The sequence below is a fragment of the Streptoalloteichus hindustanus genome (genome assembly GCF_900129375.1).
Lineage (GTDB): Bacteria > Actinomycetota > Actinomycetes > Mycobacteriales > Pseudonocardiaceae > Streptoalloteichus > Streptoalloteichus hindustanus.
In genome coordinates this window covers 362,211-388,694 of record NZ_FQVN01000004.1, presented here as the reverse complement: position 1 = coordinate 388,694, position 26,484 = coordinate 362,211, and the positions used below count along the sequence as shown (strand labels likewise).

Sequence of the window (26,484 nt, the reverse complement as noted above, 5' to 3'; positions counted from 1 at the left end):
GCGCCCGGCCGGTTTCGTTGAAAATTCAACCAACCGCGTCCGATGATCACAACCGCAGACAGGCTCCGCCGCCAGGACAACCGGAATCCAGCCCCGGCACGGCTGGGTGTCTCCCTGTCGGGATCTTTCGCTACGTTCTGTGCATGATCGGCTCTTCGCGTTCGTGGGCGGACGGTCCCCTGTTGGCGTTCGACATGGAGTCCACCGGGGTGGACCCGACGACGGACCGGCTGGTCACCGCGTCGCTGGTGGTGATCTCACCGGGCCAGCAGCCACGGGTGCGGACCTGGCTGGCCGATCCCGGGGTGGAGATCCCGGCCGAGGCCAGCGCCGTGCACGGGATCAGCACCGAACACGCCCGCGCCCACGGTCAGCCGGCCGCCGTCGTGGTGGCCGAGGTCGCCGAGGCGTTGACGACGGCCTGGAACCCGGACGTGCCGCTGTGCGTGTTCAACGCCCCGTTCGACCTGTCGCTGCTGGCCGCGGAGCTGTGGCGGCACCACCGACGGGAGTTCGCCGTCACCGGGCCGGTGGTCGACCCGATGTGCCTGGACCGGCACCTGGACCGCTACCGCAAGGGCAAGCGCCACCTGGAGGCGCTGTGCGCGCACTACCAGGTGCGGCTGGACCAGGCCCACACCTCGGCCGGCGACGCCCTGGCCTGCGCGCGACTGGCCTGGCGACTGGCCCAGCGCTTCCCCACCGAGGTCGGGCAGGTCCCGCTGGCCGAGCTGCACCAGAGCCAGGCCGAGTGGCACCGGGAGCAGACGCACAGCTTCGCCGGTTACCTCGACCGGCTCGCCGCCCGCGCCGACGACCCGGCCGAAGCGCAGAAGTTGCGGGACCGGGCGGCCGGCGAGCGCGCCGACGCCGACCAGTGGCCCGCCAGGCTCCCGGCGGTGGCCGGCACGACGACGCACGGGAATCCCTGATGCCGCAACGAGTCTGGCTCGACGTGCCGTTCGAAGCGGGCTGGGCGACGAGAACCGGTGCCACCGCCAGGAAGAATGGCGACATGGCGCAGCCCGCTGGACGCAAGCACCTGGCCTCCAGCACTGTGAATCACAGCGCAGCGCTCCTTAGCGGCCAGGCGGCGGCACGCACGGTCCGCTCGTCCGGCAACTGGTCCCAGACCAGGACGGCGAACATGCCTCCAGGTCCCACAGGAACGCGTCGGCGGTGGGATGTGAACGGACGAAGAGATGCCAGCCATGGACCGCACGAACCAACAGGGCGCTGAGCACCCGGCGGCCCAGTGGCGTCAGCCACGAGCGGTCCGCGCGAGCACCTCGTCGCGCGCCGCTGAAGCTGCCGTTGTTGGCACGGACTCAGGTTCTAGTACGGAGCGTCAACGACGGCGGTTGATCAGTGATCTTTCACCTGTTCGTCGCAGCGAAGAAAGTAGTCAGATCGTCAGATGGAAGGGCGGGTAGCCTGGCCAGCCGCGATCGCGCTAACGGCAGACTCGGGTGCTGAATTAACCCGATGAGGCGCGTGTCAGACAAACACAGACGTGGTTGCATGGTTGCGCATTCGATGCGCTGAAGCGGCTAAGAGGAGAGCGGTGCGGGAGCCTCGGCGGTGGTGGCAGGAGGTCGAGGCGAGCGACTGGTCCGTTTTCGCCTTGCCCGAGGACCTCGTGCGCGAGCGGTACACGGCGCTGTTGGCCGCGTTGGAGGAGTTGTCCACTCGCGGCCCGATGTCCACCCTGAGCGACATCGCCGAACAGGCGAAGGCGGTCGGCTATCACGATCCGCTGCCCGAGGGTGAGTTGCGTTCGGCACTCGACCAACTCGCGAAATGGGGTTTTGCCGAGCCTTTTCGCGATTACGCGGCACCGATCCGAAGCTTTCAGGGGGTGATCGTTCGACAGGAGTCGTGGGCATTAACCCGCAAGGGCAGGGCTATCGTCGCAGCGGTCCGCCTTGCGGTGGTTGATGCGCGCCGGGCGCTGCAACTGCCCAGCAGGCTTCTCGACGGTGTCGAGAGCACGGTTCGCGGGCTGCTTGCGCACGCTGGAAGCGATCCGGGTTTGCTGCCGGTCGACCTGGACGATGTGCGAACGCGGCTGGACGAACTTCAGAAGGTGACCGCTGACTTCTACGCCGCACTTGCGCAGATGGTGCAGTCCGACGTCACCGATGACGATGTGTTCGGAGACAACCGGGACCGGGTCGTCGAGGCGTTACGTCAGTTCCCCCGCGAGTACGAACGGGCGCTGCAACGGGTGGAGGCGGCTCTGGAGGATGTGCGGGCAGCGGGCCACCACGCCTTGGCGGAGGCAGCGGTCGCTCACGCCGGCTTGATCGACGCCGCCGACCAGCAGAGCTGGGTGGAGGACAGGGTGCGGCGGCTGGCCGACCTGGAGGCGTGGTTTCACCCCGACGGCACAGTGCACCGGCTGATCGCTTCGGCGACGGGAGCGGTGCACACGCTGCTCGTGGCGATCGACCGTCGCTACACGGCTCGGCGCAGAGGTTCGGACCTGGGGCATGACTTCCGGATACTGGCGCGGAGCCTGCACGCCCAGTCGACCGACGCCGCAGCACGGCAAGTGTACGCCGCCGCGTTCGGCGACTGGCCGGCGTGGCACGCCGTGACAAGGGCCGCCGAGGAAGACGTAGCCCACGGGACACTGGCGGTGGGCAGCCGCACCAGGCACCACGTCGAGGTGACGCTACGGGAGCACGAGCGGCACGGGCCGCCCAGCGGGCGGCCCCGCAAGGTGGCCGACACGAGCAGGGAACGTGAGGCCGCGTTGATCGACGCGGCGGCGCAGGCGGCGCGACGGCGACGGCTCACCGCGCTGCTGGAGACCGACGGCGAGGTCGCACTGGACCACTTCGCTGGGCTGCCAACGGATGCAGCCGACGTGCTGATGCGCGCCGTCGAAGTCGCGCTGGCCCAGTTGGACCCGGTCAGCGGCCTTGGACGGGCCTACGCGGACGGGGCGAACCTCCAGGTCCTGGTCAGGCTCGGCATCATGGGAAGGGTGGCGCGTGTGCGGTTCACAGATGGAGTGCTGACCGCTCCTGACATCCGGGTGAGCGTGCTGCGCTCCGCCGACGTCGAGGTTGGCGCTGACATGGCGGAGCAGGGCGGGGCGGCGTGAGCGGCGGGCGCTCTCTGGCCCCGGAGCTGCAAGAGCCCGCCCGCAAGCTGATCGCCACCGGCCGTATCCGGGCTGAGCTGGATGTCGAGCTGTACCGGGCGGCGGTTCAGGGACGCCGGGAGCTGACCGACTTCTTCCGGGTGGAACTCGGCTGGGCGGTGGAGGTCGTGGAGTCAGCCGAGCTGGTCCGCCTCCACAAGCGCCGCAGCGACGTGCCGGCCGATCGGGGACCGTGGCTGCGACGGGACGGCCGCGACGTTCATCTGGCGTCGAAGGAGATTCTGGCACTGGTCGCGCTGGTGTGCGAACAGCTCTGGCGCCGGCCGAGGATGAGCCTCCGGGAGCTGATGCAGGCTATCGCCCAGGTGTGCGCCGCCGAAGCGCCGGCCGATCAGCTGCCCCAGTTCAAGATCGTCGCCTCGGACGGCACGGGCAAGAAGGAGGCGCAAACGAGCCGGGCCAACCTCGTCGACGCGCTCAAGCTCCTGGTGGACGAGGGGTCGATCGCCGTCGACGCCGATCTCGACCGCGCGATCGGCGAGGATGAGAGCGACCTGGTCGTCAGTGCCTCACGGGAGAGGTTGGCGCAGAAGTTCTCGTCGTTGTCCCCCGCGCTCCTCGGCTTGGCGGACCTGCCAGCAGCCCGGCACGTCGACGCCCTGTCGTCGAGCGCCCTGTCGTTGGCTGCGTTGGGTGACGAGACCGGGCGGGTAGAGGAACTGAACGCGAGCGAACCGAGCGTGGACGAACGCCGGCTGCGGGCGGTTCGCCGCCTGGTCGATGACCCAGCCACTGACCCTCTGGATGACCGTGCCGCGATGCCGTACCTGCACACGCCGGCTGGTCGTGATCGAGCTCTGGAGGTCACCGCGTCCCTGGGCTTCACCACAACGGCACGGCGCGACTGGTGGGAGGTCACCGACGCCAGCGGCATCGGCACGCTGATCGATTTCCCGAACGGGCGGCGAAACGAGCGGCAGGCGGCGCTCGCGCTGCTGGACGCGGTGACCCAGCGGCCCGACCCACGAGGTGAGCTGGACATCTTCGAGGTGATCGAGCTGTTCACGCGGGTGCGGTCGAGGGTGCCGCGCTGGGCTGCAGCCTACGACCAGCGGCTGCCCGCACTGGCCAGGGCCGCGGCTGCAGAACTCGTCGCCGTCGGGCTGTTGGTGCCGATGGGTCCGGACGCCTGGCAACCCACACCTGGTGTCCACTTCTGGCGGGTCGCAGTCCGGCACGGTGCCCAGACAAGCGGCACCACGTCGAACGGCGGGAAGGGCGTCGCCCCATGAGCAGCGTGGAACACCCGGCGGAGCGGTGGGGGCCGGTGCGCGACCTACCCTCGGTGGGGGTGCCTGGGGCTGACGGCCGCTGGCAGCCCACCCGTGCCGGAGCGGTCAACTCCTGGGCTTGGTCCGACGAGGTCCTGGTGTTCGCCGACGGCTGGATGACCTTGACCGGCCCGAACGGATCGGGCAAGTCGTTGACGGCGTCAATGCTGGTCACGCTTCTCCTGGACGCCGACACCTCGCAGACCGCCCTTTCCGTGACGGGCAAGGCTGCGGGCACGCTGACCAGCAGGCACACCGACCGCAACGAACGCGAGGACCGCACTGGCACGTGGTGGGTCGAGTACGGGATGCGAGACGCGGTCAGCAAATCGACGTCCTACCTGACCACTGGGTTATGGCTGCGTTCGGTCAGTGGAAACCTGCAGCGCGCCTTTTTCCTGACGCCTGGTCGGATTGGTGACCAGCTCGTACTGACGCGGGCGGGAGATCCCGTGCGCATCGACGATCTCGCCAGCCAGCTGGCCGAGACTGGTGGGGAGCTGTTCACCTCGGCAGCCCCACTGAGGTCGAAGGCCGCCAGGCACCTGGCGGCGGTCGGCGATGAGCCCGGTTACCGGCACGCGGTGCGCCAGCGCCTGTTCGCCCCGTTGGACGAGGTCCAGTTCGAGGCGCTGATGGGTGTGCTGCGCAGCCTGCGGAGCCTGCGCACCGCAGAGGCCATCCCGCCGGCGCAGATGCGCGCGGTCCTCACCGAGGCCCTGCCCGCGCTCGATCCGGACCGCCTGATCGTTATCGGTGAGGCGATGGAGCGCATCTCTGAGCTGGAGACGCAACTGGCGGACATGCGCGACGAGGCCAAGCAGCTCGCCACCGTCGACAAGCGGTACCAGCGCTACGTCTCGGCGCTGGTCGAGGTGGAGGCGGCGCGGCTCACGGCAGCCAACACGGACTTCGACGCTCAGGCTCGCCAGACCCGGGATGCAACCGAAAAGCTTGAGGCGGCTCGACGGGCGCAGGACGATGCGGCAGAGCGGCTCAGGGCGCTGGACGCCGAGATCTCCGTGCTCGAAGGCCGCAGGGACGCCACTGACGCCGCGCTGCGTGATCACGCGGGAGCCGAGCTGCCGCAGCGGGAACAGCGAGCGGCGGAGCTCGCGCAGGATGCCAAGAGGGCTGAAGGCCGGGCCGACGAGGCCGCGGTCGATGCTCAGATCGCGGCAGAACGGTCCACCGAGGCCGCGGTGAGCGCCGAGGAGAGCATGGACCACCTCACGCAGTTGCTGGACGAACTGCGTGCGGCGTCCCGCGAGGTGGGGGCTGGCGCCGCACTCGAACGGATCGTCGAGGTCACGGGACTGCTGACCGCTGCCGGCGAACGCGACACGCCGACTGTCGACCTCCAGCACGTGTGTGCGACTCCACTGGCGTGGGTGGCCTCCCGTGTCGAGCAGGTCGATCTCGTCGCGGAGGCGCTGCACGCGCACGCCGACGCCCAGCGCGACGAGCAATCGGCCGCGGACGAGCTGCGTCGCGCCGAACGAGACGAAATCGAGGCGCGGCAGCGAGCGGAGAACACCACCCGGGCACGCCAGGAGGCCGAGGCAGACCTGGTTGAGCAGATCAGCCGGTGGGCGACACAGGCCCGGCACTTCGACGACCTACCCGCCGAGCTGGTCGAGTACCGCGATTCGGCGGACGAACACCTGGAGCCGGACCTGATCGAGGCGTGGATGTCGGCGGCGGTGGATCTGGTGCGTGGCCGGATCAACGTGACGGGGCATCACCGCGCCGCCGATACCGCCGCAGCTCTTCGGGACCAGGCCGAGCGAGCGCGCGACGATGCGAGCAAGGAGCAGCGGGAGGCCGAGGCAGCGGCCGCGGAGGCCGCCGCGGCACTGGCGGCGGCGCGTGCGGCGGCACTCGCCGAGGCAGCGGCGGACCAACGCCGGCGTGCCTCGGCGGAGGAGGCCTGCACACGGGAGATCGACGCCGCACGGCACCAGTTCGATGCCACCGAGCGCGCCGCCGTCGACGCCGCCGCGACAGCCGACCGGACCGCGATCAACTGGGCGAGGGAAACCCATCGGTGGCGTGCCGCCAACCGATTCCTGACCACCGTCGCGCTGCCCGACCCCGCCGCGGACGTGGACCCCGCCGCGGTCCGCCTGGCTGTGGAACAGGCGCACGCCCAGGTCAAGGTCGATCTGGAGCTGCTCCTGAACGAGTCCCGGCGGGCGCTGGCAGACGCGCGGGCCGCGGCCGACGAGGTCGAGGGCAAGCTGCTCGACGCCCGCCGTGCGGCGCCGGTGCCGACAGCGCCGCCCTGGCGTGATCGCCATCCAGGTCAGGGTGTGCCGCTGTGGGCCTTGGTGGACTTCGCCGAGGGCCTGCCACCTGAGCAGGCGAATCTGGTGGAGGGCGCCCTTCTGGTCTCCGGCCTGCTGGACGCGTTGGTGACGTCGGACGGCGCAGCGCTGGCCGGTGACCTGGTCATCACCGCTGGCACGCCGGTCCCGGGCCGTACGCTCGCGGACCTGCTGCGCCCGGAGCCCTCGCCCGCCGTTCCCCCGGATCGCGTGGAGGCGTTGCTCCGTTCAGTACCAGTGCCCCGCACCGCCGAGCACGGGCAGCTCACGACCGGTCCTCTGACCGCTGCCGCACCCGAGGGGTACCGCGCGGAGTTCATCGGCCGTACCACCCGCGAACGTCGACGGTTGAGACTCGTCGCTGAACTGGAAGCGGCACTGGCCCGCGCGACCTCCGCCGTCGACGCGGCTGGGTCCGAGGTCTCGACGCGGAAGTCCAACGTGCTCGCGGCCGCAGCGGAACGCGACTCACTCCCCGACCCCACCGAGCTCGTCGACGCCCGCCGGGACGCAGCGCGGCTGCGGGCCGACGCCGAGGAGGCGCGGCACCGTGCAGCGGAGCGCACCGCCGAAGCGCAGCGCGAACGCGACAGAGTGCTCGCCCTGCTGACGGCCGCGGCGGAACGTCGGACCTCTGGAGTCGCCGCCGTCAAGCAGCGGCTTTCCCACGCCGAGGGCGTTGCCCGTGCGACCAGCCACCGAACCGACGAGGCGACTCGGACAGCAGAACAACGCCGGGTTGCGGCGGCCCAGGCGGCTGACGCGCTGAGCAGGGCTACCGAAGCGCAGCGCGAGGCTGACGCCGAACGCGCCTCGTTCCCCGACCTGGGTCACGTGCGGCGCGTCCATCTCGACGAGGACCGTGAAGAGGGCGTACTGCGCCGGGCAGCCAGGCAGGTGCTTGACGTCGCCGAACGCCATCGGCAGGCGGGTGCGGCGGTGCACGAGGCGCTTCGCCGACTGAACCAAGCGGCCACACTGCCGGACGGGCGGTTGCTGCCCGCAGAGCGGACGCTTCTCCAGGCACACCGCGTCACCGCCACTCGCCTGGGGCACCAGGTCGAGCTGTGGGAACACGCCGCAACCCGGGCCACCGAACTGGCCCGTCACGCCCGCGCCACCGCCGCCTCAGCCAGAAACCGCGCTGCGGTTGCCGCCAGAGATCGGGCCGAAGCGGACGCTGCCAAGCTCAAGGCGATCCGCGAAGCCTCCACCGTCGCCGAGGCACGGGAACTGTACGGCGCCGAGTACCAACAACTTACGTCCGCCAGGACGGGGATCGTCGACGATCTCAACCGCGCGAAGAAGGAGCACGGCGAGGTGCTGGACCGCGGTCAGCAGGCCAGCAACGCCGCCGCGGCCGCGCAGGCCACGCTCGACGGAATCGCCCCCCAACGCGAGGCGGCGGAACGACGCCGGGACGCGTGCGTGCGGCAGATCGGCCGGCTCGTGGAGGAGCGGTTCACGTCCATACCGGACGAGCTCAGCAACGAATCAGGCAAGCCCGCGCACCTCACGGCAGCGCTGACCTGGGCCCGGCGACTGCTGTCTGACCACACGGGTGGCACCGACCGGCTGGAGACGCTTCGTCAGGCACGCGGCCGCGCGCTCTCCCAGGTGGAGTCCAGCGCGCGCACGACCAGCACCGCGTTGGCGCGGTTTGACCGCCAGGTCGTGCTGGCGAGCATCGAGGGCACCGAGTGGCGCCGCGCCGTGGTCGCCGATCCCGGCGCGAGCCGGGGCGAGGACCTGCCCGCCGCGGTCGAGAAGTTGACCGCGACGGCGGCACAGTTGGAAGACGACCTCCGGGATGACGTGAAGCGCACGCTGAAGACGGGCCTGTTCACCCAACTCCGGCGCGACATCCTGGTTCGCCGGGAAGCCGCGCAGGAGCTGGTTCGCCAGATCCGCAGGACTCTCGCCGAGGTGCGCACCGGGGTGGCGAACGTCGGCGTCCAGGTCGAGTGGACCGTCCGGGAGGACGAGGACGCCCGACGCATGGTCGAGTTGATCTCGCAGCCGCAGTCCGACGAGATCTTCGAGGACATGTACACCGTGCTCCGTCAGCGGATGAACGAGCGAGCAGGCGACTCGTGGAAGGAACGTGTCGCACACACCTTCGACTACCGCTCGTGGCACGACTGGACGATCTCCGTGACACACTCATCCTTCAGCGACCAGAACGAGGGGAAGTTCCGCGAGGTCACGGCACGCTCCAACCCCCTGGAGTCACTGTCCACCGGTGAGCGACGGCTGGCCACGATGCTCCCCCTGCTCGCAGCGGCGTGGTCGATGTACTCGGGCCCGGACTATCGAGGACCACGCTGGGTCTCGATCGACGAGATCGACGCCGCCTTCGACGAACCCAACCTCAGGCAGGTGCTCGCACTCCTCCGCTCCTGGGCTTTCGACGTGCTGGCCACCGCCCCGTTCATCACCCCGATGATCAAGAAGGAAACCGGCCGGGTTGTGGTCCACCAGCTCGTCACCGCGGGCAAGCGTCGAGTGACAGTGCCGTGGTTGTGGGAGGGACACGGTGAACCGGAGGTCCTGACGCTCGACCTGTCCGCGGGCGGAGGTGAGGGTTGATGCCCACGCGACGGGATGTCCTGGCACGCGACCCGGACCTGGCACCGCTCTGGGCGGCCGTGCACCGAAGGTTGTGCTCGGGCGCCCAACCGACGACCATCGCGGCGATTCGGGTCGAGGGCTTGTCCCCCAACGGGATCGCCGTGCTCAGGTCGTGGTTGGACACCACCGCACGCCGTCGGCGCGACCGTTCGGCGGTGGAGAGCCGCGGCGCGGTCACAGTGGTGCCCATTCGTCAGGTGCTGGACGTCCTCGGGGTACCAGCCGACGAGCTCATCCCCTTGGTGGAACTGGCTGTGGGCCGGCCCGTGGTCGACGTGGCGGCCCAACGAAGGGAAGCCCTCGCCCAACGGCGCGACCTGTGGGCCGACGTCGAGGCGAAGCTGCCCGCCCTGCCCACTCTGGTCGCGCGAATGCGCGCGGCCGGGACGGACAACGAGGAGTCCGTGCTAGGTCTCGTCGACAGCCTTGTGAAAGTGATGTCCAGGCTGCCGTTCGATCCACCGGCCAGCCTCGCGAAGCTGTCCCACGACCACGCCGGCGACCCGCACTACTTCGACCTCGACCGTCTTGCCGGCGCGCGACTGGTGAGCGCGGTCGCTGAGTGGACCAGCACGCCCGAACCGACACGCCCCGACCTGATCCGCGCGATGCTGACCAGAGTGGGCATCCTCGCGGACCGGCTGTCGGCCACGGTCCTGCTGCACCAGGTCCAGGTGGCAGGCGACGGGCCGGTCGACCGCCGCCTGCGGGACGCGACCACACCGGTGCCGGTCACGCTGCTGGACCTGACCGTTCACCCACCCGCGCTAGCCTCTCAGGTGCTCACCGTCGTAGAGAACCCCTCAGTCCTGGAAGCCGCGATGCGCCGCCAAAGCCCGATCGCCCTCGCGTGCACCAGCGGTCACCTCGGCAGCGTCGACCACGCCCTGCTGCAGCTCGCCGTCGACCACGGCGTCGACCTCCGCTATGCCGGCGACCTGGACGGCCCTGGTCTGCGCATCGCCAGCCAAGTCGCCGCGACCTACGGGGCCACCCTGATCGCGATGTCGCCCGATGTCGTCCGCCGTGCGGGAGCGGCGCCGTCTGCCGTGGCGTTCGGAGACCCTGCCGAGTGGGTCGACCCCGACCTGCGAGACGCCATCGCCTCCTCCGGGCGCGTCGTATACCAGGAACACGACGCCGCGCTGGAGGCCCTCTTCGGATCCGATCAACCGCAAGGCAGTGATCCCCAACCGCCTGCAGGCCGCGCTCTCGCCTGAGCACCGCGATGTCCTGCGCTCGCGAACGCCTCCGTCACGCGTTCGCGGTGTGGCAGCAGCGGTCACTGGTCACGTGGGAGTTGGACCTGAGCGCCCTCGCGCCGCCTCCGGCAGGGCTGCCGGAGGCGGCGCGGTCGCGTCACGCGACGGCGGTCGCCTCAAGCTCGACCATCAGGGCGGGGATCGCCAGCCGCGTCACCCCGAGCATCGTGGTGGGCGGCGCCACCCGGGCGGCACCCAACCTCGACGCCAGCACGCCGTAGTGCTGGAAGAGCAGATCGACGTCGGTGGTGTAGACGGTGAGCCGGACGAGGTTGGCCAGCGACATGTCGGCCTTGGCGAGAACGGCCTCCAGGTTGTCCAGGCTCAGCGCCAGCTGTGCCGCCATGTCCCCCTCGTGCCGGGGCGTGCCGTCGTCGCCCGTCGCGGCCTGCCCGGAGCAGTACAGGGTCCGGGTGTGCCCGGAGACGATCTCACCCTGGTTGAACCCCACCCCCACCGACCACGTCACCGGGTTGACGGCCGTGCGCTCCACTGCCACTTCGGCTCCATTCGCTTGATCGAGAGTACGGGCGTCCGTCGGCTCGGCAGCCGCGTCGTTGACGTCCCGGTGGGAAGCCTTGCAGCCAATACGCGACATCCTGTGTCGTGTATTCCGGCTAGGGTTTTCGCCATGCGCGCTGACCGGTTGGTGTCGCTGGTGCTGCTGCTGCGCCAGCACGGTCGGCTGTCCGCGACCGCGCTGGCCCGCGAGCTGGAGGTGTCCACCCGCACCGTTCTGCGCGACATCGAGGCGTTGTCGGCGGCCGGTGTCCCCGTGTACGCCGAACGCGGCCGGCACGGCGGTTTCGCGTTGCTGCCCGGTTTCCAGACCGAACTCACCGGGCTGAACCACGACGAGGCGCTGGCGCTGTTGGTGGCCGGATCACGGCGCGGCGCGCAGGCGTTCGGCCTCGGCGCGGCGCTCGCCTCGGCCATGCGCAAGGTGGTGGACGCGCTGCCCGAGAGCTCTCGGGCCACCGCGGCCGGCGCGGCCCGTCGACTGCTCGTCGACCCGGAGACCGACCTGTTGTCGCGCCGGCAGGTCGCCGAGGAGGTGCCCGAGGCCGTCATGACCGAGGTCCGGCGCGCGGTGCTCGCCGGGCACAAGCTGCGCATCCGCTACGCGGCGACGGACCAGACCCCGCAGTGGCGGACGGTCGATCCGATCGGCCTGGTCACCGCCGGCGGCCACGGCTACCTGTTGGCCACGAGGTCCGGTGCGGACCGCACCTACCGGCTCTCCCGCGTCCTGGCCGCCGAGGAGCTCGCCGAACCCGCGCAGCGACCGGAGCGGGTCGATCTGGGCCGGGCCTGGCAGGAACGCGGCACGCGGTTCCGGACCGGCGGCGACCAGCAGGTCACCGTGCTGGCACGGGTGAACCCGGCGCGGCGCGAGGACCTGGTGGGCACCGCGCTGGCCGTCCACGCCGAGGAAGTCGACGCGGACGGCTGGCTGCGGCTGGAGGTGACCTTCCAGGACTCGCGCCACGCCGAGTGGGCGCTGTGGCAGCTCGCCACGGACGCGCACGCCCTGACCCCGCGGTGGTTGCGCGTCACCCTGCGCGACCGCGCCGCCGCGATCGCCGCCTCCTACGGAGGGTAGGTGGGCGGGATTCGGCCACGGGCCAAGGAGTTCCGCCCAGCCGTGTCCACTGTGGACACCCTGGCGCCGCCGCGTCGACGACACGGCGGCGCCCGGTGTCAGGTGTCAGGTGCGGGTGTCAGGTGCGGGTGTCAGGTGCGGGTGTCAGGGGGTGCGGGGAGCCACCGCCGCGAGGTCGTCGACGCTGCCGGACATGATCGTGCGGACGTGCTCGGTGATGTGCGGCAGCGGCCAGTCCCACCAGGCCAGCTCCAGCAGGCGCGCGATGTCGTCCTCGTCGTAGCGGCGGCGGATCAGGCGGGCGGGGTTGCCGCCGACGATCCCGTAGTCGGGGACGTCGTCGACGACCACGGAGCCGGAGGCGACGATCGCGCCGTGTCCGATGCGGACTCCCGGCATCACCGTGACCCCGTAGCCGAGCCAGACGTCGTGGCCGACCACGGTGTCGCCCCGCGCGGGCAGCCCGGCGATCAGGTCGAAGTGCTCCGACCAGGAGCCGCCCATGATGGGGAACGGGAAGGTCGAGGGGCCGTCCATGCGGTGGTTGGCGCCGTTCATGATGAACCGCACGCCGGTGGCCAGCGCGCAGAACTTCCCGATGACCAGCCGGTCCGGCCCGTAGTGGTAGAGCACGTTGCGGGTCTGGAAGGCGGTCGGGTCGTCGGGGTCGTCGTAGTAGGAGAACTCCCCGACCTCGATCAGCGGCGAGGTGATCAGCGGTTTGAGCAGCACCACGCGGGGCTGTTCCGGCATGGGGTGCAGCACCGTGGGGTCGGGGAGAAGCGGCATCGCAGGTCGTCGTCCTTCCGCGTGGTGGATCGGCGCGTGATCCTAGGTCAGGGTGGCGGCCGGGACGCCAGCCGGTTTGAGCGCGCGCGGGGCCCGCGCGCGAGGATGATCACGAGATGACAGGCTGGGGGCCGCGAGGTCGACAGTCGGGCAGCGCCGGGGAGGGCAACGTGGGGGTTTCGCCGTCGACGCCGCGGGCGCTGCCCGAGCCGGTGCGGGCCGCGCTCGAACGCCGCACCGGCAGCGTGCTGGTCGACACCGAGCACCTCGCGGCCGTGCGCGCCCGGTTCGACGACGACCAGGCCGCCGCCCTGACCCGCTACCTGCGGGCATCCCAGTCCCCCAACACGCTGCGGGCCTACCGGTCGGACTGGATCGCGTGGTCGGCGTGGTGCGCGGCCGAGGGCCGCCAGGCGCTGCCCGCCGACCCGCTCGACGTGGCCGTGTACCTCGCCGCCGCCGCCGAGGAGCGCCGGCCCGCCCGCGCCGGCGAGACCGGGCCCACCCGGTGGGCGTTCAGCCCGGCGACCCTGGAACGCAAGGCCGCCGCGCTCGCCGCGGTGCACGCGGCCAACGGCCTGCCCTCCCCCACCCGCGCCGACGTCGTGCGCCTGACCCTGCGCGGCATCCGCCGCACCCGCAGGAGCCGCCCGCACCGCAAGCGGCCGGTCCTGCTGCACACGCTGGAGGAGTTGCTGGCGCAGCGGCCCGAGGCGGGCTGGCCCGGGGAACCCGCGCGCCGCCGCGACGCCCTGCTGTTGTTGGTGGGCTTCGCCGGGGCGTTGCGGCGCAGCGAGGTCGCCGGCCTGACCCTCGACGACGTCGTCGTGCACGTCGACCCGAGCACGAACGAGCCGGTGCTGCTGGTGGATCTGGCCGTGACCAAGACCGATCCCAGCGGCGTGCGGCAGCAGCGGGTGGTGCTGCCGCGGGGCGCGCGCCCGCACACCTGCCCGGTCTGCGCGTTCGCCGCGTGGGTGGAGCTGCTGGAGATCCACACCGAGCGCGGTGGCCCCGGACTGCGCGAGCACGTCGCGCAGGGGGCGGGCGCGGAGCGGTCGGTGCACCGCTGCCACGGCTTCGAGGGCACCTGGTTGGCCGACGGCCAGGCCCGCCCGCTGTTCCCGGTGATCAACCGGCACGGCGGGGTCGGCGCGCGGGCGATGTCGGGTCCGGCGGTGGCTGAGCTGGTCAAGCGCTACGCCCAGCGCGCCGGCCTGGACCCCGACCTGTTCGGCGGGCACTCGCTGCGCGCCGGGTTCGCCACCCAGGCCGCGCTGGGCGGGGCCAGCGACCGCGAGATCATGCGGCAGGGCCGGTGGAGCAACCCGCGCACCGTCCACCGCTACATCCGGGTGGCCAACCCGTTGGACGACAACGCCGTCACCAAACTCGGCCTGTGAGAACGCCGGGCCTGGCGTTCCCGGTGCGCCGCCACCGGAGCCGGCACCGGGGCGCGGCGACCGGGCTGTCCACAGTGGACAGTGCTCAGGCGATGGTGGGCAGGTAGTCGCTCAGGAGGTCGAAGCTGCGCGACGCGCCGTCCTTCATCCCCGTCCGCAGCGCGGCGTCCCGCGCCTCCGGCGTCGGGAAGAGCACGATGGTCGTCATCGTGGTGCGCCCCCCGGTCTCGGTGAAGGTGACCGTGTTGACCGTCTCCGGCCAGCCCTCGCCCCAGGACTCGGTGTTGACCAGCCGCTCCGGCGGCGCGACCTCCCGGTACTGCCCGGTCATCTCCATCTCCGAGCCGTCCTCCCGCCGCCAGACGTAGCGCCAGGCCCCGCCGGGGCGCAGGTCGATCTCGCAGACCGGCATCGTCCACCCGTCCGGCCCCAGCAGCCAGTTCGGCACGTGGCGGGGGTTGGTGTAGGCGTCGAACACCAGTCGGCGCGGCGCGGCGAAGACCCGGGTCATGACGATCTCCCGGTCCGAGGGCGTGGTGAAGGTGGTGGTGCCGAGCTCATCGGTCGTGGCCATCGTCGCTCTCCTCGTCCTTCATCTGCTGCAGGTAGCTGTCCAGGCGGGCGTAGCTGGCGTCCCAGAAGCGGCGGTAGTGCTCGGCCCAGTCGGCGACCTCCTTCAGCGGCGCCGCCGACAGGTGGCAGGGCCGCCACTGCGCGTCCCTGCCCCGCGTGATCAGCCCGGCCCGCTCCAGCACGCGCAGGTGCTTGGAGATGGCCGGACCGCTCATCGCGAACGGCGCCGAGAGCTCCTTGACCGTGGCCGGCCCCTCGGCGAGCCGGGCCAGGATCGCCCGGCGCGTGGGGTCGGCCAGCGCGGCGAAGATGACGCTCAGGGGGTCCGTTGCCATCGCTACCTAACCACTCGGTTATCTAACCTTGCGGTTAAGTGCACACCTCGGACGGGCCGCTGTCAACCCCCGGATTCGCGCGACCGGCGCCGTCCGGCGGCGCGTCCGGAGCGCTCCGAGAACCGTCCTCAGTGGACACACTGGACTCGGCGGTGGTCACGGGAGGGCTCAGTGACCAGGCCAGGAAACCGGTTCCGGGCGCACGCCCGGAGGACTAGGGTCCTTGTGCGCGCAACCGTGCCCGGGTCCGGGCGCATCGGCGGGATGTGTCGACACCGCCCCTCCGGCCCGGCCGGTACGGGCGCGATCAGAAAGGGGAGCCCTTGCCACAGGTGACGCCGTCCTCCGAGCCCGGCGAGCAGCAGACACCAGACCCCTCCCCCGCCGGCTACGGGTTCGTGGGCACGGGCGAGATCACCGCCGCCATCGTGGAGGGCCTCAGCGCGGGGGTCGCCGACCCTCCCGCCGTCTTCCTGTCGCCCCGCGGCCGCGAGGTCGGACGCGCGTTGGCCGACCGCTTCCCGAACGTGCGGGTGTGCCCGAGCAACCAGGACGTGCTCGACAACGCGACGTCGATCGTGCTCGCGGTACGCCCGCAGATCGCGCACGAGGTCGTGGAGGAGCTGACGTTCCGCCCGCACCACGTGGTGATCAGCGCCGTGGCCGGTGTCCCGTTGGAGCGGCTGCGCGACTGGACCGCGCCGGCCGGTCGCGTCGTCCGGTCCATCCCGCTGCCGCAGGCGGCGCGGCGCCAGAGCCTGACTGTGCTGTACCCGGACGACACCGTCGCCCGTGGACTGTTCGAGCGGGTGGGCGGGATCCTCGTACCCGGCGAGGAAGCGACCCTGGAGGCGTTCAGCGCGGCGACCGGCACCTTCGCCGCGCACCTGGACTACCTCGCCACCATCGTGAGCTGGCTGGCCGACCAGGGCGTGGACTCCGAGGTCGCGGCCGCCTACGTCACGCACATCTTCGGACAGTTGGGCCAGTCCCTGACGCGGCGGACCGACTCCCTGGCGACGATGACCGCCAAGCACATGACTCCGGGCGGGCTCAACGAGCAGTTCATGGCCGACCTGCGCCGCGAGGGCACACCCGAGGCGGCGCGCCGCGCCCTGGACCGGCTGCTGGCCCGTCTGCGCGGGTAGCCCACCTCACCCGTCTGTCCACAGTGGACGAGCCGTCGTAGTGGCCGACCAGCACCGGTGAGCGCGGTTCGGGCGACGGATGATCGCGTCCAACGACCATCGAGGCTGTCGGGCCACCCGCGCGGGGGTGGCCCGACGCCCTGACGTCAGAAGTTCCACTGCTGGTTCTTCCCGCCGTTGCAGTCCCACATCCAGACCAGCTCACCGTTGCCCGGCCGGTTGTCGATGATGTCCAGGCACTTGCCGTTCATGCGGCTGCGGATCTGGTCGCCCTCGCGGTACCACCTCTGGTTGTTGCCACCGTCGCAGCGCCACGTGCTGACCGGGGCCCCGTTGCCCTGGTGGAACGCGTAGATCTCCAGGCACTTGCCGTTGAGGCGGGTGCGGATCTGCTCGCCGTCCCAGTACCACTGCTCGCTGGGGCCGCCGTGGCAGTCCCACATGACCACGCTGGCCCCGTCCTCCTGGTGGCCGGCGTAGATCTCCAGACACCTGTCGTTGAGCTGGGACCGGATCAACGGCATCGGCAGCGGGCTGGCGGGCTGGGCGGAGTGGGCCGGCGCGACCTCCGCCACCGCCGACGAGGTGACGGCCCCACCGCCGAGCACCAGGCCCAGGGCCGCCAACAGGGCCACCGCACGTGACTTGTTCATGGGATTCCCCCTCCTGGCCGCGCCTTCCGCGACTTCTCCGCGGTTTCTCCTCCACCAGACGCGGTCCGGGATGAAGGGTCGGGCAGCGCGACGTCCGCGGGCCACCCCCGCGTTTTGGGGATGGCGCTGACCGCCCGGACGGCTCCGTTGGTGGGAGGTGCCCGCGCACCGCGGGGACGGGGCTGGTCACGGGGGTTTCCCGGGTCCACGAGACGATCGGGGTGACCGTGTCGGGCGGCCGGGTCCGCCGCCCGACACGGTCGGGCCTGGCTCAGTTCAGGCCGGGCACCAGGTTGAACTCCACCGGGTGGCCCATGGTGGCGATGCGCCAGGCGACCAGGTCCTGGTAGGCCGGGGAGGCGTACCAGCCGCGCGCCTGCTCCTCGGTCGGGAACGACAGCACGGCCGTCTTGGTGTAGTCCACCGTGCCCTCCAGGCGCTCCGGCCGGGCGAAGGCCAGCAGCTGCCCCTCGAACGGCTCCAGGGTCGCGCCGACGTGGGCGAGGTAGTGCCCCAGATCGCTGTCGGGGGTGTCGTCGGTGCGGACGATGACCACGTAGTGCATGCGCTACTCCTCATTTCAACTTCGAACACTTCGACATCGAAACTTCGTGTCGACGGCGACCCTAGTTCCGCGCTCTCCGCGCTGTCAAACACTTCGACGTCGAAAGGTTGCTAGGGTGCTGGCATGGGCGACGCCGTCGACGAGATCACCGAGCAGTGGGCGCGGGTCCGGCCCGACCTGGACACCACCCCGGTCGGGGTGGTGCTGCGGATCTTCCGCGCCGCCCGCCTGCTGGAGCAGGGGCTCAAGGGGTACTTCGACGAGCACGGCCTGGAGACCTGGGAGTACGACGTCCTGTCGACGCTGCTGCGCGCCGAGGGCGAGGGCCCGCTGCGGATGGGCGACCTGGCCGGCGCGGCCATGGTCTCTCCCGGCGCGTTGACCAACCGGATCGACCGCCTCGTCGCCAAGGGCCTGGTCACCCGCGCCACCGACCCGGCGAGCCGGCGGACGGTGCGCACCGCCCTCACCGAGGAGGGGCGCCAACTGGCGGACGGGCTGATCGAGGGCCACATCGCCAACGAACGCGACCTGATCGACGGACTGACCCCCGACGAGCAGCGGCAACTCGCCGCGCTCCTGCGCAAGTTGCTGCGCTCCCTCGAAGGCTGACCCGGCGGGCTGCCGGGCTGCCCCCTCACGGTGAGCCCCTGCCGCCGGGCGCCACCGGTCGGTCGGGAATGTCAGAGGGGCGGTGTATCCCTACGGCATGAGCACTGTGACCTCGGCCGACGGCACGACCATCGACTACGACCGCGACGGGCAGGGCCCCGCCGTCGTCTTCGTCGGCGGCGCCACGCAGTACCGCGCCCTGGACGAGGACACCAGCAAGGCGGCCCACCAGCTCGCGGCGGAGGGGTTCACCACCGTCGTCTACGACCGGCGGGGCCGGGGCCGCTCCGACGACACCGCCCCGTGGTCGCTGGAGCGGGAGGTCGATGACCTCGCGGCGCTGATCAAAGCGGTGGGCGGCGCGGCGACCCTGTACTCCAGCTCCTCCGGCGCCGCCATCGCGTTGGCCGCCGCGACCGCCGGGATCGGGGTGACCGGGCTGGCGCTGTACGAGCCGCCGTTCTTCGCCGGCGCCGACCACACCGAGCACCTGGCCGCGCTGCGGTCGCTGCTCGCCCGCGGTCAGCACGACGAGGCGATGCGCTACAACCTGACCACCGTGATCGGGATTCCGCGGGAGGCCGTCGAGGGGATGGCGCAGTCGCCCGTCTGGCCCGCGATGGTCGCGGTGGCGCCCACCCTGGTCTACGACCTCGCCGCCGTCCACGAGATCAACGTCGACCCGGACTGGCGGGCCCGCTGGGCCGCGGTCACCGTGCCGGCGGTGGTGTGCTCGGGCGACCAGTCGTTCCCGGGCATGGCGGAGGCCGCGGACGCGGTGGCCGCCGCGCTGCCCACCGCGCGCCGCCAAACCCTGGCGGGGCAGGGCCACGGCCCCACGCCGGAGGTGATGGTGTCGGTGCTGCGGGAGTTCCTCCGCCCCTGACCCACCTCCCCACCGCCAGGGGGGATGCTGGCTGGACCGCTCCCCGCGGGGGGGGGACGCTGAGGCGGGGAGCGGTCCAGCCGGGTCAGGACAGGCAGGCGTAGACAGCTCGCGCCAGGCGCAGCGAGCGGGGGTCGACCAACTGCGGCGCACCCAGGTGGTTGGCGACGAAACCGAAACCGAGGCCGTGCTCGGGGTCGGCGAAGCCGAGCGAGCCGCCGTAGCCGGGGTGGCCGAAGGACCGGGGACCCACCAGCGGGCTGGGCTGTCCGTTCTCCGGAGGCAACAGGAACCCCAGCCCGTAGCGGATGTCGAACCCGTGGATCCGCTCCACGCCGCTGGTGTGCACCGTGCTGGCCTCGGCGACGGTGCGCTCGTCCAGGACGCGCACGCCGTCGACCTCGCTGACGAGCGCGGCGTAGAGGCGGGCCAGGGAGTGGGCGGTGCCCAGCCCGTTGACCGAGGGCATCTCCGCCGCCCACACGCGCGGGTCCCGGTGGTCGAACTGGGGCTCGGTGACGTGGTGCGTCCGCATCGCCAGCGAGGTGGGGTCGAACATGACCTCCGGGGCGTCGACCGATGCCTTCAGATCCTCCATTTCCCAGGAGATCGCGCGGCTGACCCGGTGGTGTTCGGCGGCTGGCAGGCCGATCCAGAAGTCCAGGTCCAGCGGCGCGGCGATCTCCTCCCGGAGGAAGGAGCCCAGGCTCCGCCCGGTGATCCGGCGGACGACCTCGCCCACCAGCCAGCCGTAGGTCAGGGCGTGGTAGCCGTGCGCCGTGCCCGGCTCCCACACCGGGCGTTGCGCGGCCAGCGCCTCGACCACCGGGTCCCAGCGCAGGGCCTCGGCCAGGGGAACCCGCTCGTCGAGCACCGGCAGGCCGGCCTGGTGGGTGAGCAGCCACCGCACCGGAATCCGCCCCTTGCCCTCGGCCGCGAACTCCGGCCAGTAGTCCGCCACCGGGGCGTCCAGGTCCAACGCCCCGCGCTGGGCCAGCACCAGGGCGCAGATCGCCGTGACGCCCTTGGTGGCGGAGAAGACGAACTGGAGCGTGTCGCTCGTCCAGGCCCGGCCGGTGTCGGCGTCGGCCTGGCCCGCCCACAGGTCGACCACGGGCCGGCCGTGCTGGTACACCGTCACCGCCGCGCCGATCTCCTGTTCCCGCGCGAAGTTCTCCGCGAAGGCGTCCCGCACCGGCTCGAAACCCCGCGCGATCTCACCCTGGATCTCGGTCATCCCGCCCGTCCCCCCTGGTCACCCGTCCCGATTTGATCATGAAGACAGTTGTACCAGTCCCTGTCATCTCCCGGCGTCGGGTTATCGCCGCGCCGAGGCGGTGCGGGCCCGGTCCGGCCCCCTCGGGGGAGGTCGTGAGATCGGGTGGTCCCCCGCCCTCGCCACGCGTGTCGACCCGCCCCGGGGCGGTGGGGCGAACACCCTGTCCCCCGCCACGGTTCGTGGACTTCGTGGACGCCGAGAGGACAGGGCCGATGCGTCGTCGCCACACCTGCCTGCGCGTGCTGGGAGCAGCCGTGATCGCGTTCTCGGCGCTGGTGGCCCCACCGGCCCACGCCCAGACCCCACCACCGGCGGAACCGCGGTGGCAGGACTGCCCCGAGACCACCGGCATGCAGTGCGCGAGCATCGCGGTGCCCGTCGACTGGCGACATCCCGACGGCGAAACCCTCACCCTGGCCCTGGGGCGACGCCCCGCCACCGACCCCGCCCGCCGCCGGGGCGTGCTGATCGTCAACCCGGGCGGCCCCGGCGACTCCGGGGTGGGCTGGGTCCGCGACGAGCTGCCGTTCACCTCGACACTGCGGGAACGCTTCGACATCGTCGGCATCGACACCCGCGACACCCACCTGCGGTGCGACCAGGGCCTGCGCATCCAGCGCGACAACCTCCCCCTGCTGCCCGGCGCCACCGACCACCAGCACCGGGTCGCGGTGAACCAGGCGCTGGCGCGCAGCTGCCGGCACTTCAGCGGCGCGCTCTACGACCACGTCAGCTCCGCCGACCTGGCCCGCGACATGGACCACGTGCGCGCGGCGCTGGGCGAGGCCCGGCTGAACTACTACGGCATCTCCTACGGCACGCTGGTCGGCCAGACCTACGCCGAGCTGTTCCCCTCCCGCATCCGCGCGATGGTCCTGGACAGCGTCGTGGACCACAGCCTCGACCCGCGCGCGTACGTGACCAGCTCGGCGTGGGGTCTGGAGGACGCCTTCGCCGCGTTCGCCCGCTGGTGCCGCACCGCGCAGACCTGCGACTTGAGCGACCGCGACCCGCAACGCCACCTGGGCGAGCTGTGGCACGCGGCCGCGCGGGGCCGGCTCCGGGACAGCCGCGACCAGCCGGTCAGCCCCGACGCGCTGTCGGCCTCCGTCGACGGCGCCCTGCGCTCCGGCGAACTGCGGTGGCACGACCTGGGTGCCAGCCTGGCCGACCTGCGCGTCGCGCCCGACACCGCGTCTGCGGCCGACCCCGCGACCTCGGCCCAGCCGCACCAGCCCGACCGGCAGACCACCCCCACCGACATCCCGGACGTCGAACACCGCCCCACGCCCCTGCTGTGCGCCGACTGGCGGTTCGACGCCGCCGACCCCGCCCGCCTGGACCAGTACTGGGAGCTGAGCGTCCGCGCCGCCCCGCACACCCGGGTCAACCGGTGGAGCTGGGAGTGGATCACGCGGTGCGCGGGCTGGCCCGACGCGACGACCAACCCGCCGCACCGCCTGCGCGTCCCGCACCTCGCGCCGGTCCTGGTGGCCAACGCCCGGCACGACGTCGCCACCCCGCACCCGTGGGCCCGGTCGGTGGCCGAGCAGCTCCCGGGCTCGACCCTGCTCACCTACGACGGCGCCCGCCACGAGGTCTACCTGCCGGCCAGCCCGTGCATGACCGGGGCGATCGACCGCTACCTGGTCGACCGGCTCTCCCCCGCGCCCGACACCCACTGCCCGGCGGTGGAGCAACCCGCCTGACCCGGGCCGGCGGCCCGTCCGGTGTGGTCATCCAGCGCGGCCCCCGCCGCTGGGCGACAGTGGGACGGCCAGGTCCGCCAGGACCTCTCCGGGGATCGGCACGGCGGAGCCGGCCCCCCGAGCGGCCGCCCTCGTCAGGAAGGAAGACCCGTGAACACGATCATGGAGCTGTCGGATCTGGACCAGCTCATCGAGGATCTCGCGGCGCGGATCGTCGAGGTGCGGCTGCCCGAGCCCTCGGCGCGGGCGCAGAGCGACCTGCCGCTCGTGTGCGACCTGAGTCTTCCGTTCGCCTGCGTGTGATCCGCTGAGGACGACGGCGCCCCCTGTGCCCGCGCGCCTCGCGTCGTCGCCCCGACACCGCGCCCCGTGGTGATTCCGACGTGGGAGTGGTGCAGCCGATCAGGGTGACCGCGGGTCCTGGCGGCGACACTGAGCCCTTGCGCTCAGTGTCGCGCCAGGCTAATACTTAGCCTCATGGCTCAGTATTCGGATGAGCTCGACGGCGTGTTCACGGCGCTCGCCGACCCGACCAGGCGCGCGGTGGTCCGGCGGCTCGGACGCGGGCCGGCGAGCATCGGCGACCTGGCCGGGGACGCCCCCATGACGTTGCCGTCCTTCATGAAGCACGTGCGGGTGCTGGAGTCCAACGGCCTGATCCGCACGGCGAAGTCCGGCCGGGTGCGCGTCTGCGAGCTCAACCGGGAGCGCTTCGCGCTCGTCGAGGACTGGCTCGCCGAGCAGCGCCGCGTCTGGACCGACCGCACCGACCGCCTGGAGCGGCACGTCACCACCCCGAAGGAGAAGCAGTGAACCCCGAACTCGACCTCGGCATCGACCGGGTCATCCGCGCGCCCCGCAAGCAGGTCTGGGACGCGTGGACCGATCCGACGCACCTGGAGCAGTGGTGGGTGCCCGCCCCGACCCGGTGCCGCGTCCAGCGCCTCGACGTCCGCCCCGGCGGCGCGTTCGTCACGCTGATCAGCGACGACGGCGACGCGTTCACCCCGCACCTGGACGCGTGCTTCCTCGTGGTGGACGAGTACGAGCGGATCGTGTTCACCAACGCGATCGACAGCGGATGGCGCCCCGCGAACCCCGCGCCGGTCCCGATGACCGCCGAGGTCGTGCTGCGCGACCACCCCGACGGCACCGACTACCGGATCGTCGTGCGCCACGCCGACCCCGCCGCCCGCGCCCGGCACACCGAGCTGGGCTTCACCCAGGGCTGGCGCACCACCACCGACCAGCTCGCCCGACTGGTCCAACGTGAGGTCGGACGGTGAGGATCGCCGTCACGGCCTCCGTCACCCTCGACGGGGTCAGCCGAAGACCGGCACCCGGTCGATGGGGTGGTCGGTGCCGCGAGGTCGACTTCGGAAACTGACAACGCCGGTCAGTACCCTTCGGTCGCCTCGGTGTGCCGGGCGCTGGCCGACCACGACGCCGCGATTCTCCAGCAGAGCCTCGACCGGTTGTCCGCGTGGAAAAACACCAACACCCCTGGCCTGGCCTTCGACTGCTGCGCCGGATGCCGGGCCACCATCATCGCCCACCTGCCCGGGAAGCGACCGCACCCGCCACCTGTTCTCCGGCCGACACGGCGCGAGCACCGACTTATGCGCGGAGATCAGCAAAGAGCAGGTCGTGCTGACCATCCACGGACCCTCCACCGATCCGAACATCACCGGCCCGTGAACTCGGCCGCGTGGGGCTGGGTCGAAGTCGCCCGCTTCGCGCATCAGCCCGGCTCGGACTGCTGGAGCGAACCGGAAGGTCCCACCCACCGGGCCAAGCGGGTCCTGGCCGAATGGTTCCGCGACGAGGGCTACCGGGTCCGGCTGGAAGAAGTCCACCGGCAACAAGGGCGCGGGGTCGATGTCGCGGTCACCATCCGAACTCTTCGCGGGCAGCGGTTCCGTGTCACCGTCGAGGTCCAGGGTTCACCGAGCACTGTCCACAGTGGACATACAGGGACGTCCTGCCGCCCACCGGTGGTGGCGCGAGCGCCGTGGTGCGGCGGGGGGAACACCCCACCGCCGCACCACGTGGTGATCAGACGCCGTCGAACGCCGCGGCGTAGCGGATCACGCCCGAGGGCACCGGGCGGGACTCCTCCAGCGGCAGCGCCATCATCGCCTCGTCCGGCACCTCGAAGGGCGCCCGGATGCCGTACCGGGAGGCCGGGACGAACCCGAACCTCGGGTAGTACTCGGGGTGGCCCAGCACCAGCACCAGGCCCTCACCCCGCTCGCGGGCGGCCGTCAGCGCGGCGCGGATCGCGGCCGAGCCGGCCCCCGACCGCTGGTGGGCGGGCAGGACCGCGCACGGCGCGAGCGCGAGCGCGGGGTGGCCGTCGACGTGGCAGCGGGTGAGCAGGGCGTGCCCGGCCAGCGTGCCGTCCGGGGCCTGGGCCACCACCGACAGCTCGGGGATCCAGGCCAGCGGGTCGGCGCGCAGCGCGTCGACCAGGTCGGCCTCCAGCGGGGTGGGGAAGGCGGCGGTGACGATCGCGCGGATCGCGGGGATGTCGGCCGGGGTCTCCGGGCGGGTGGTCCAGGTGGTCATCGCGGTTCCGTTCTGGGGTGCGGAGGTCAGGCAGGTGCGCGGGGCGGCGCCGTGCGCGCCCCTGGGGGTGTTCTCGTGTCGTGACACGGCGCCAACCGGGGACGACCCGGGGTGCGCCGGAGGGAGGGTGGCGTTCCGCTCGGACAGCGGTGGAGCGTGCTCCTGCCACCGGGAAGGTGGAGACAACGCAGAGTCCCTTGACGACAGGGGCCCCGACAGCGGCCTCCCCGACACGGCCCACCCCAAGGTAGGGGCGGGCGAAGGGGTTCAGGTCAGGCCGGGACCCGGAGGGTGAGGACGCTTCGCGTGCCGCGGAAGGCGGCGACGATGGCAGACATCAACTCATCCCCTACCAGAGTCCGGCGGCCGATCTCGATGATCTCCGCTGACGCCACGCTAGCACCCCCCGACCACGGCGCGCCGCCGCCCCCGGAACCTGTTTCCCCGACGCCGCCGCGCCGGGTGGGGTTGGCCGCGCAAGCACGTCGGCGCCGGGTGGACGTCCCGCTGTCCACCCGGCGCCGACGGCACGCGCGTCCGAGGTCTCAGTCGCGGTGGGGCTGCTCCAGCTCCCGCGCCTGGCGCAGCCAGGACCCGAACAGCTCGGCGTCGATGTCGGCCGCCGCGCGCAGCTTCACGCTGGTCATCGTCCGCGCGTTGGGTTCGAGCCGGCCGGAGGGGTCGGTGATCTCCTGTCCCCGCCACACCCCGAAGGTCACGTGCTGGGCGTGCGCCTTGACGTAGCAGACCGGGGACTTGCCGGGGGCCACGCCCAGGCTCCACACCGGGTGCCCGTGCCAGACCGCGCCGGCCCCGGGCAGCACCGCCTCGATGAGCGGCACGAGCTCGTCGGCGATCTGACGCTGGGTCGCGGGGCGGGCGGCGAAGTAGTCCTGCACGGCGGTGGACGTGGTCATGTCACTCAATCCTTCGGGAGCGTGAGGTGGATGGTCGGTGGGGGCGGGTCAGGCGGGTGGGAAGGTCACGAGGTCACAGGGCGTGGCGGAACCCGGCGGCGACCACCGAGACCCACAGCATCGCGGTGATCGCCCCGCCGGCCAGGGTCAGCGAGCCGCCGGCGGCGCCGCTCATCGCCCAGCCGTTGCCCAGCAGCAGCGCGGTGCCGGCCACCCGGGAGGCCGCGGCCCGACCCCGACGCCCGTCGCGGGCGAAGTGGCGGCCCAGCACGAGGCAGGCGGCGATCAGGGCGGTGAAGGCGATCGAACCGGCGGCCATGTGGCCGTAGCTGTGCCAGGTCAGCTCCCCCGGCGCGCCGGCGGGCGTGCCCAGCGGGAAACCGTCGGCCGGGTCCATGACCATCAGCCCCGCCGCGATCATGCCCAGACCGTTGACCAGGACCAGCCTCGGCGCCCACCGGCCGCCCGCCGCGCCCCGCATGACCCGGCGCAGACCCACCGACCCCGCCACGGTCAGCGCGCCGGCGACCACGAAGTTGGCGATCTGCAGCCAGCCCGGCGAACCGGTGCTCAACGCGCTGAGCGGGTGCCGGGTCAGGTCGAAGCCCGCACGGGTGGCGGCCTGGGCCAGGGAGACCACCGACCACAGGGGCGCGGACACCGCCCCGGCGGCCAGCAGGGCGCGGGTGCCGGCCGAACCGGAGACGGCGATGGTGGCGGTAGTGGTGGCGGTGGCGGGCGTCGCGACGGCGGTCATGGTCGGGTCCTTCCTCGCAGGGTG

The 26,484-nt window shown here is 72.0% G+C and carries 24 protein-coding genes; 14 read left to right on the top strand and 10 right to left on the bottom strand.

Annotated features, from left to right (window positions below; translation table 11 throughout):
* The first annotated feature begins 143 nt into the window (after positions 1 to 143).
* The 5 genes from BUE43_RS14615 to BUE43_RS14595 all read left to right on the top strand — a co-directional run bounded on the left by BUE43_RS14615 (position 144) and on the right by BUE43_RS14595 (position 10,621).
* Positions 144 to 932 (top strand): exonuclease domain-containing protein, encoded by a 789-nt coding sequence (locus BUE43_RS14615; RefSeq protein WP_073483341.1) that lies wholly within the window; start codon positions 144 to 146, stop codon positions 930 to 932.
* Positions 933 to 1,564: 632 nt separating this feature from the next.
* Positions 1,565 to 3,112: a DUF2397 family protein gene (locus tag BUE43_RS14610; protein ID WP_073483339.1), complete on the top strand. Its 1,548-nt coding sequence runs from the start codon at positions 1,565 to 1,567 to the stop codon at positions 3,110 to 3,112.
* Complete coding sequence (locus tag BUE43_RS14605; RefSeq protein WP_073483337.1) at positions 3,109 to 4,404, top strand: DUF2398 family protein; 1,296 nt, start codon at positions 3,109 to 3,111, stop codon at positions 4,402 to 4,404. Before BUE43_RS14610 ends, BUE43_RS14605 begins: the two co-directional genes overlap by 4 nt.
* Entirely contained in the window at positions 4,401 to 9,359 is a 4,959-nt protein-coding gene (locus BUE43_RS14600) for an SbcC/MukB-like Walker B domain-containing protein (protein ID WP_073483335.1), read from the top strand. The genes BUE43_RS14605 and BUE43_RS14600 overlap by 4 nt, the downstream gene beginning before the upstream one ends.
* Positions 9,360 to 9,556: 197 nt before the next feature.
* On the top strand, positions 9,557 to 10,621 hold the full coding sequence (locus tag BUE43_RS14595) for a DUF2399 domain-containing protein (protein ID WP_200797511.1): 1,065 nt from the start codon (positions 9,557 to 9,559) through the stop codon (positions 10,619 to 10,621).
* Positions 10,622 to 10,760: 139 nt separating this feature from the next.
* Here the strand turns inward: BUE43_RS14595 and BUE43_RS14590 are convergent, their stop codons facing one another.
* Complete coding sequence (locus BUE43_RS14590) at positions 10,761 to 11,156, bottom strand: RidA family protein (protein WP_073483331.1); 396 nt, start codon at positions 11,154 to 11,156, stop codon at positions 10,761 to 10,763.
* Between the two features lie 138 nt (positions 11,157 to 11,294).
* Between BUE43_RS14590 and BUE43_RS14585 the strand changes: the two genes are divergently transcribed.
* A complete protein-coding gene (locus BUE43_RS14585; RefSeq protein ID WP_073483329.1) occupies positions 11,295 to 12,266 on the top strand; it encodes a helix-turn-helix transcriptional regulator in 972 nt (323 codons plus the stop codon).
* 144 nt (positions 12,267 to 12,410) lie between these two features.
* Here BUE43_RS14585 and BUE43_RS14580 read toward each other — a convergent pair whose 3' ends face one another.
* The gene (locus BUE43_RS14580) at positions 12,411 to 13,055 is read right to left on the bottom strand and encodes a CatB-related O-acetyltransferase (protein WP_073483327.1); all 645 of its coding nucleotides are present in this window, start codon (positions 13,053 to 13,055) and stop codon (positions 12,411 to 12,413) included.
* A 170-nt stretch (positions 13,056 to 13,225) separates the two neighbouring features.
* On the opposite strand from BUE43_RS14580, the gene BUE43_RS14575 reads away from it, so the two are divergent.
* A complete protein-coding gene (locus BUE43_RS14575) occupies positions 13,226 to 14,458 on the top strand; it encodes a site-specific integrase (protein WP_073483325.1) in 1,233 nt (410 codons plus the stop codon).
* Between the two features lie 85 nt (positions 14,459 to 14,543).
* On the opposite strand, the gene BUE43_RS14570 is transcribed toward BUE43_RS14575, so the two are convergent.
* A complete protein-coding gene (locus tag BUE43_RS14570) occupies positions 14,544 to 15,032 on the bottom strand; it encodes an SRPBCC family protein (protein ID WP_073483323.1) in 489 nt (162 codons plus the stop codon).
* The gene (locus tag BUE43_RS14565; RefSeq protein ID WP_073483321.1) at positions 15,016 to 15,366 is read right to left on the bottom strand and encodes an ArsR/SmtB family transcription factor; all 351 of its coding nucleotides are present in this window, start codon (positions 15,364 to 15,366) and stop codon (positions 15,016 to 15,018) included. Before BUE43_RS14565 ends, BUE43_RS14570 begins: the two co-directional genes overlap by 17 nt.
* 332 nt (positions 15,367 to 15,698) lie before the next feature.
* Here BUE43_RS14565 and BUE43_RS14560 point away from each other — a divergent pair, with 332 nt between their 5' ends.
* A complete protein-coding gene (locus BUE43_RS14560) occupies positions 15,699 to 16,514 on the top strand; it encodes an NAD(P)-binding domain-containing protein (protein WP_073483319.1) in 816 nt (271 codons plus the stop codon).
* A 146-nt stretch (positions 16,515 to 16,660) separates the two neighbouring features.
* Here BUE43_RS14560 and BUE43_RS14555 read toward each other — a convergent pair whose 3' ends face one another.
* The gene (locus tag BUE43_RS14555; protein ID WP_073483317.1) at positions 16,661 to 17,167 is read right to left on the bottom strand and encodes an RICIN domain-containing protein; all 507 of its coding nucleotides are present in this window, start codon (positions 17,165 to 17,167) and stop codon (positions 16,661 to 16,663) included.
* A gap of 271 nt (positions 17,168 to 17,438) precedes the next feature.
* Positions 17,439 to 17,732 (bottom strand): DUF1330 domain-containing protein, encoded by a 294-nt coding sequence (locus BUE43_RS14550; protein ID WP_073483314.1) that lies wholly within the window; start codon positions 17,730 to 17,732, stop codon positions 17,439 to 17,441.
* Between the two features lie 123 nt (positions 17,733 to 17,855).
* Between BUE43_RS14550 and BUE43_RS14545 the strand changes: the two genes are divergently transcribed.
* Both BUE43_RS14545 and BUE43_RS14540 read left to right on the top strand, forming a co-directional pair.
* The gene (locus BUE43_RS14545; RefSeq protein WP_073483312.1) at positions 17,856 to 18,344 is read left to right on the top strand and encodes a MarR family winged helix-turn-helix transcriptional regulator; all 489 of its coding nucleotides are present in this window, start codon (positions 17,856 to 17,858) and stop codon (positions 18,342 to 18,344) included.
* A gap of 97 nt (positions 18,345 to 18,441) precedes the next feature.
* Positions 18,442 to 19,230, top strand: coding sequence for an alpha/beta fold hydrolase (locus BUE43_RS14540; protein ID WP_073483310.1), 789 nt, complete (start codon positions 18,442 to 18,444; stop codon positions 19,228 to 19,230).
* An 85-nt stretch (positions 19,231 to 19,315) separates the two neighbouring features.
* Here the strand turns inward: BUE43_RS14540 and BUE43_RS14535 are convergent, their stop codons facing one another.
* Positions 19,316 to 20,467: a serine hydrolase domain-containing protein gene (locus BUE43_RS14535; protein WP_073483308.1), complete on the bottom strand. Its 1,152-nt coding sequence runs from the start codon at positions 20,465 to 20,467 to the stop codon at positions 19,316 to 19,318.
* A gap of 254 nt (positions 20,468 to 20,721) precedes the next feature.
* Here BUE43_RS14535 and BUE43_RS14530 point away from each other — a divergent pair, with 254 nt between their 5' ends.
* The 4 genes from BUE43_RS14530 to BUE43_RS14520 all read left to right on the top strand — a co-directional run bounded on the left by BUE43_RS14530 (position 20,722) and on the right by BUE43_RS14520 (position 23,504).
* Positions 20,722 to 22,218, top strand: a complete 1,497-nt coding sequence (locus BUE43_RS14530; RefSeq protein WP_073483306.1) for an alpha/beta hydrolase — start codon at positions 20,722 to 20,724, stop codon at positions 22,216 to 22,218.
* Positions 22,219 to 22,368: 150 nt separating this feature from the next.
* The gene (locus tag BUE43_RS34200) at positions 22,369 to 22,521 is read left to right on the top strand and encodes a hypothetical protein (protein ID WP_159447736.1); all 153 of its coding nucleotides are present in this window, start codon (positions 22,369 to 22,371) and stop codon (positions 22,519 to 22,521) included.
* A gap of 174 nt (positions 22,522 to 22,695) precedes the next feature.
* Entirely contained in the window at positions 22,696 to 23,031 is a 336-nt protein-coding gene (locus BUE43_RS14525; RefSeq protein WP_073483304.1) for an ArsR/SmtB family transcription factor, read from the top strand.
* The gene (locus tag BUE43_RS14520) at positions 23,028 to 23,504 is read left to right on the top strand and encodes an SRPBCC domain-containing protein (protein ID WP_073483302.1); all 477 of its coding nucleotides are present in this window, start codon (positions 23,028 to 23,030) and stop codon (positions 23,502 to 23,504) included. Before BUE43_RS14525 ends, BUE43_RS14520 begins: the two co-directional genes overlap by 4 nt.
* A 769-nt stretch (positions 23,505 to 24,273) precedes the next feature.
* Here BUE43_RS14520 and BUE43_RS14515 read toward each other — a convergent pair.
* The 3 genes from BUE43_RS14515 to BUE43_RS14505 all read right to left on the bottom strand — a co-directional run bounded on the left by BUE43_RS14515 (position 24,274) and on the right by BUE43_RS14505 (position 26,460).
* Positions 24,274 to 24,873, bottom strand: a complete 600-nt coding sequence (locus BUE43_RS14515; RefSeq protein ID WP_327083448.1) for a GNAT family N-acetyltransferase — start codon at positions 24,871 to 24,873, stop codon at positions 24,274 to 24,276.
* Positions 24,874 to 25,331: 458 nt separating this feature from the next.
* A complete protein-coding gene (locus BUE43_RS14510; RefSeq protein WP_073483299.1) occupies positions 25,332 to 25,703 on the bottom strand; it encodes a DUF1801 domain-containing protein in 372 nt (123 codons plus the stop codon).
* 73 nt (positions 25,704 to 25,776) lie between these two features.
* Positions 25,777 to 26,460: a DUF998 domain-containing protein gene (locus BUE43_RS14505; RefSeq protein WP_073483297.1), complete on the bottom strand. Its 684-nt coding sequence runs from the start codon at positions 26,458 to 26,460 to the stop codon at positions 25,777 to 25,779.
* Between the last annotated feature and the right edge of the window lie 24 nt (positions 26,461 to 26,484).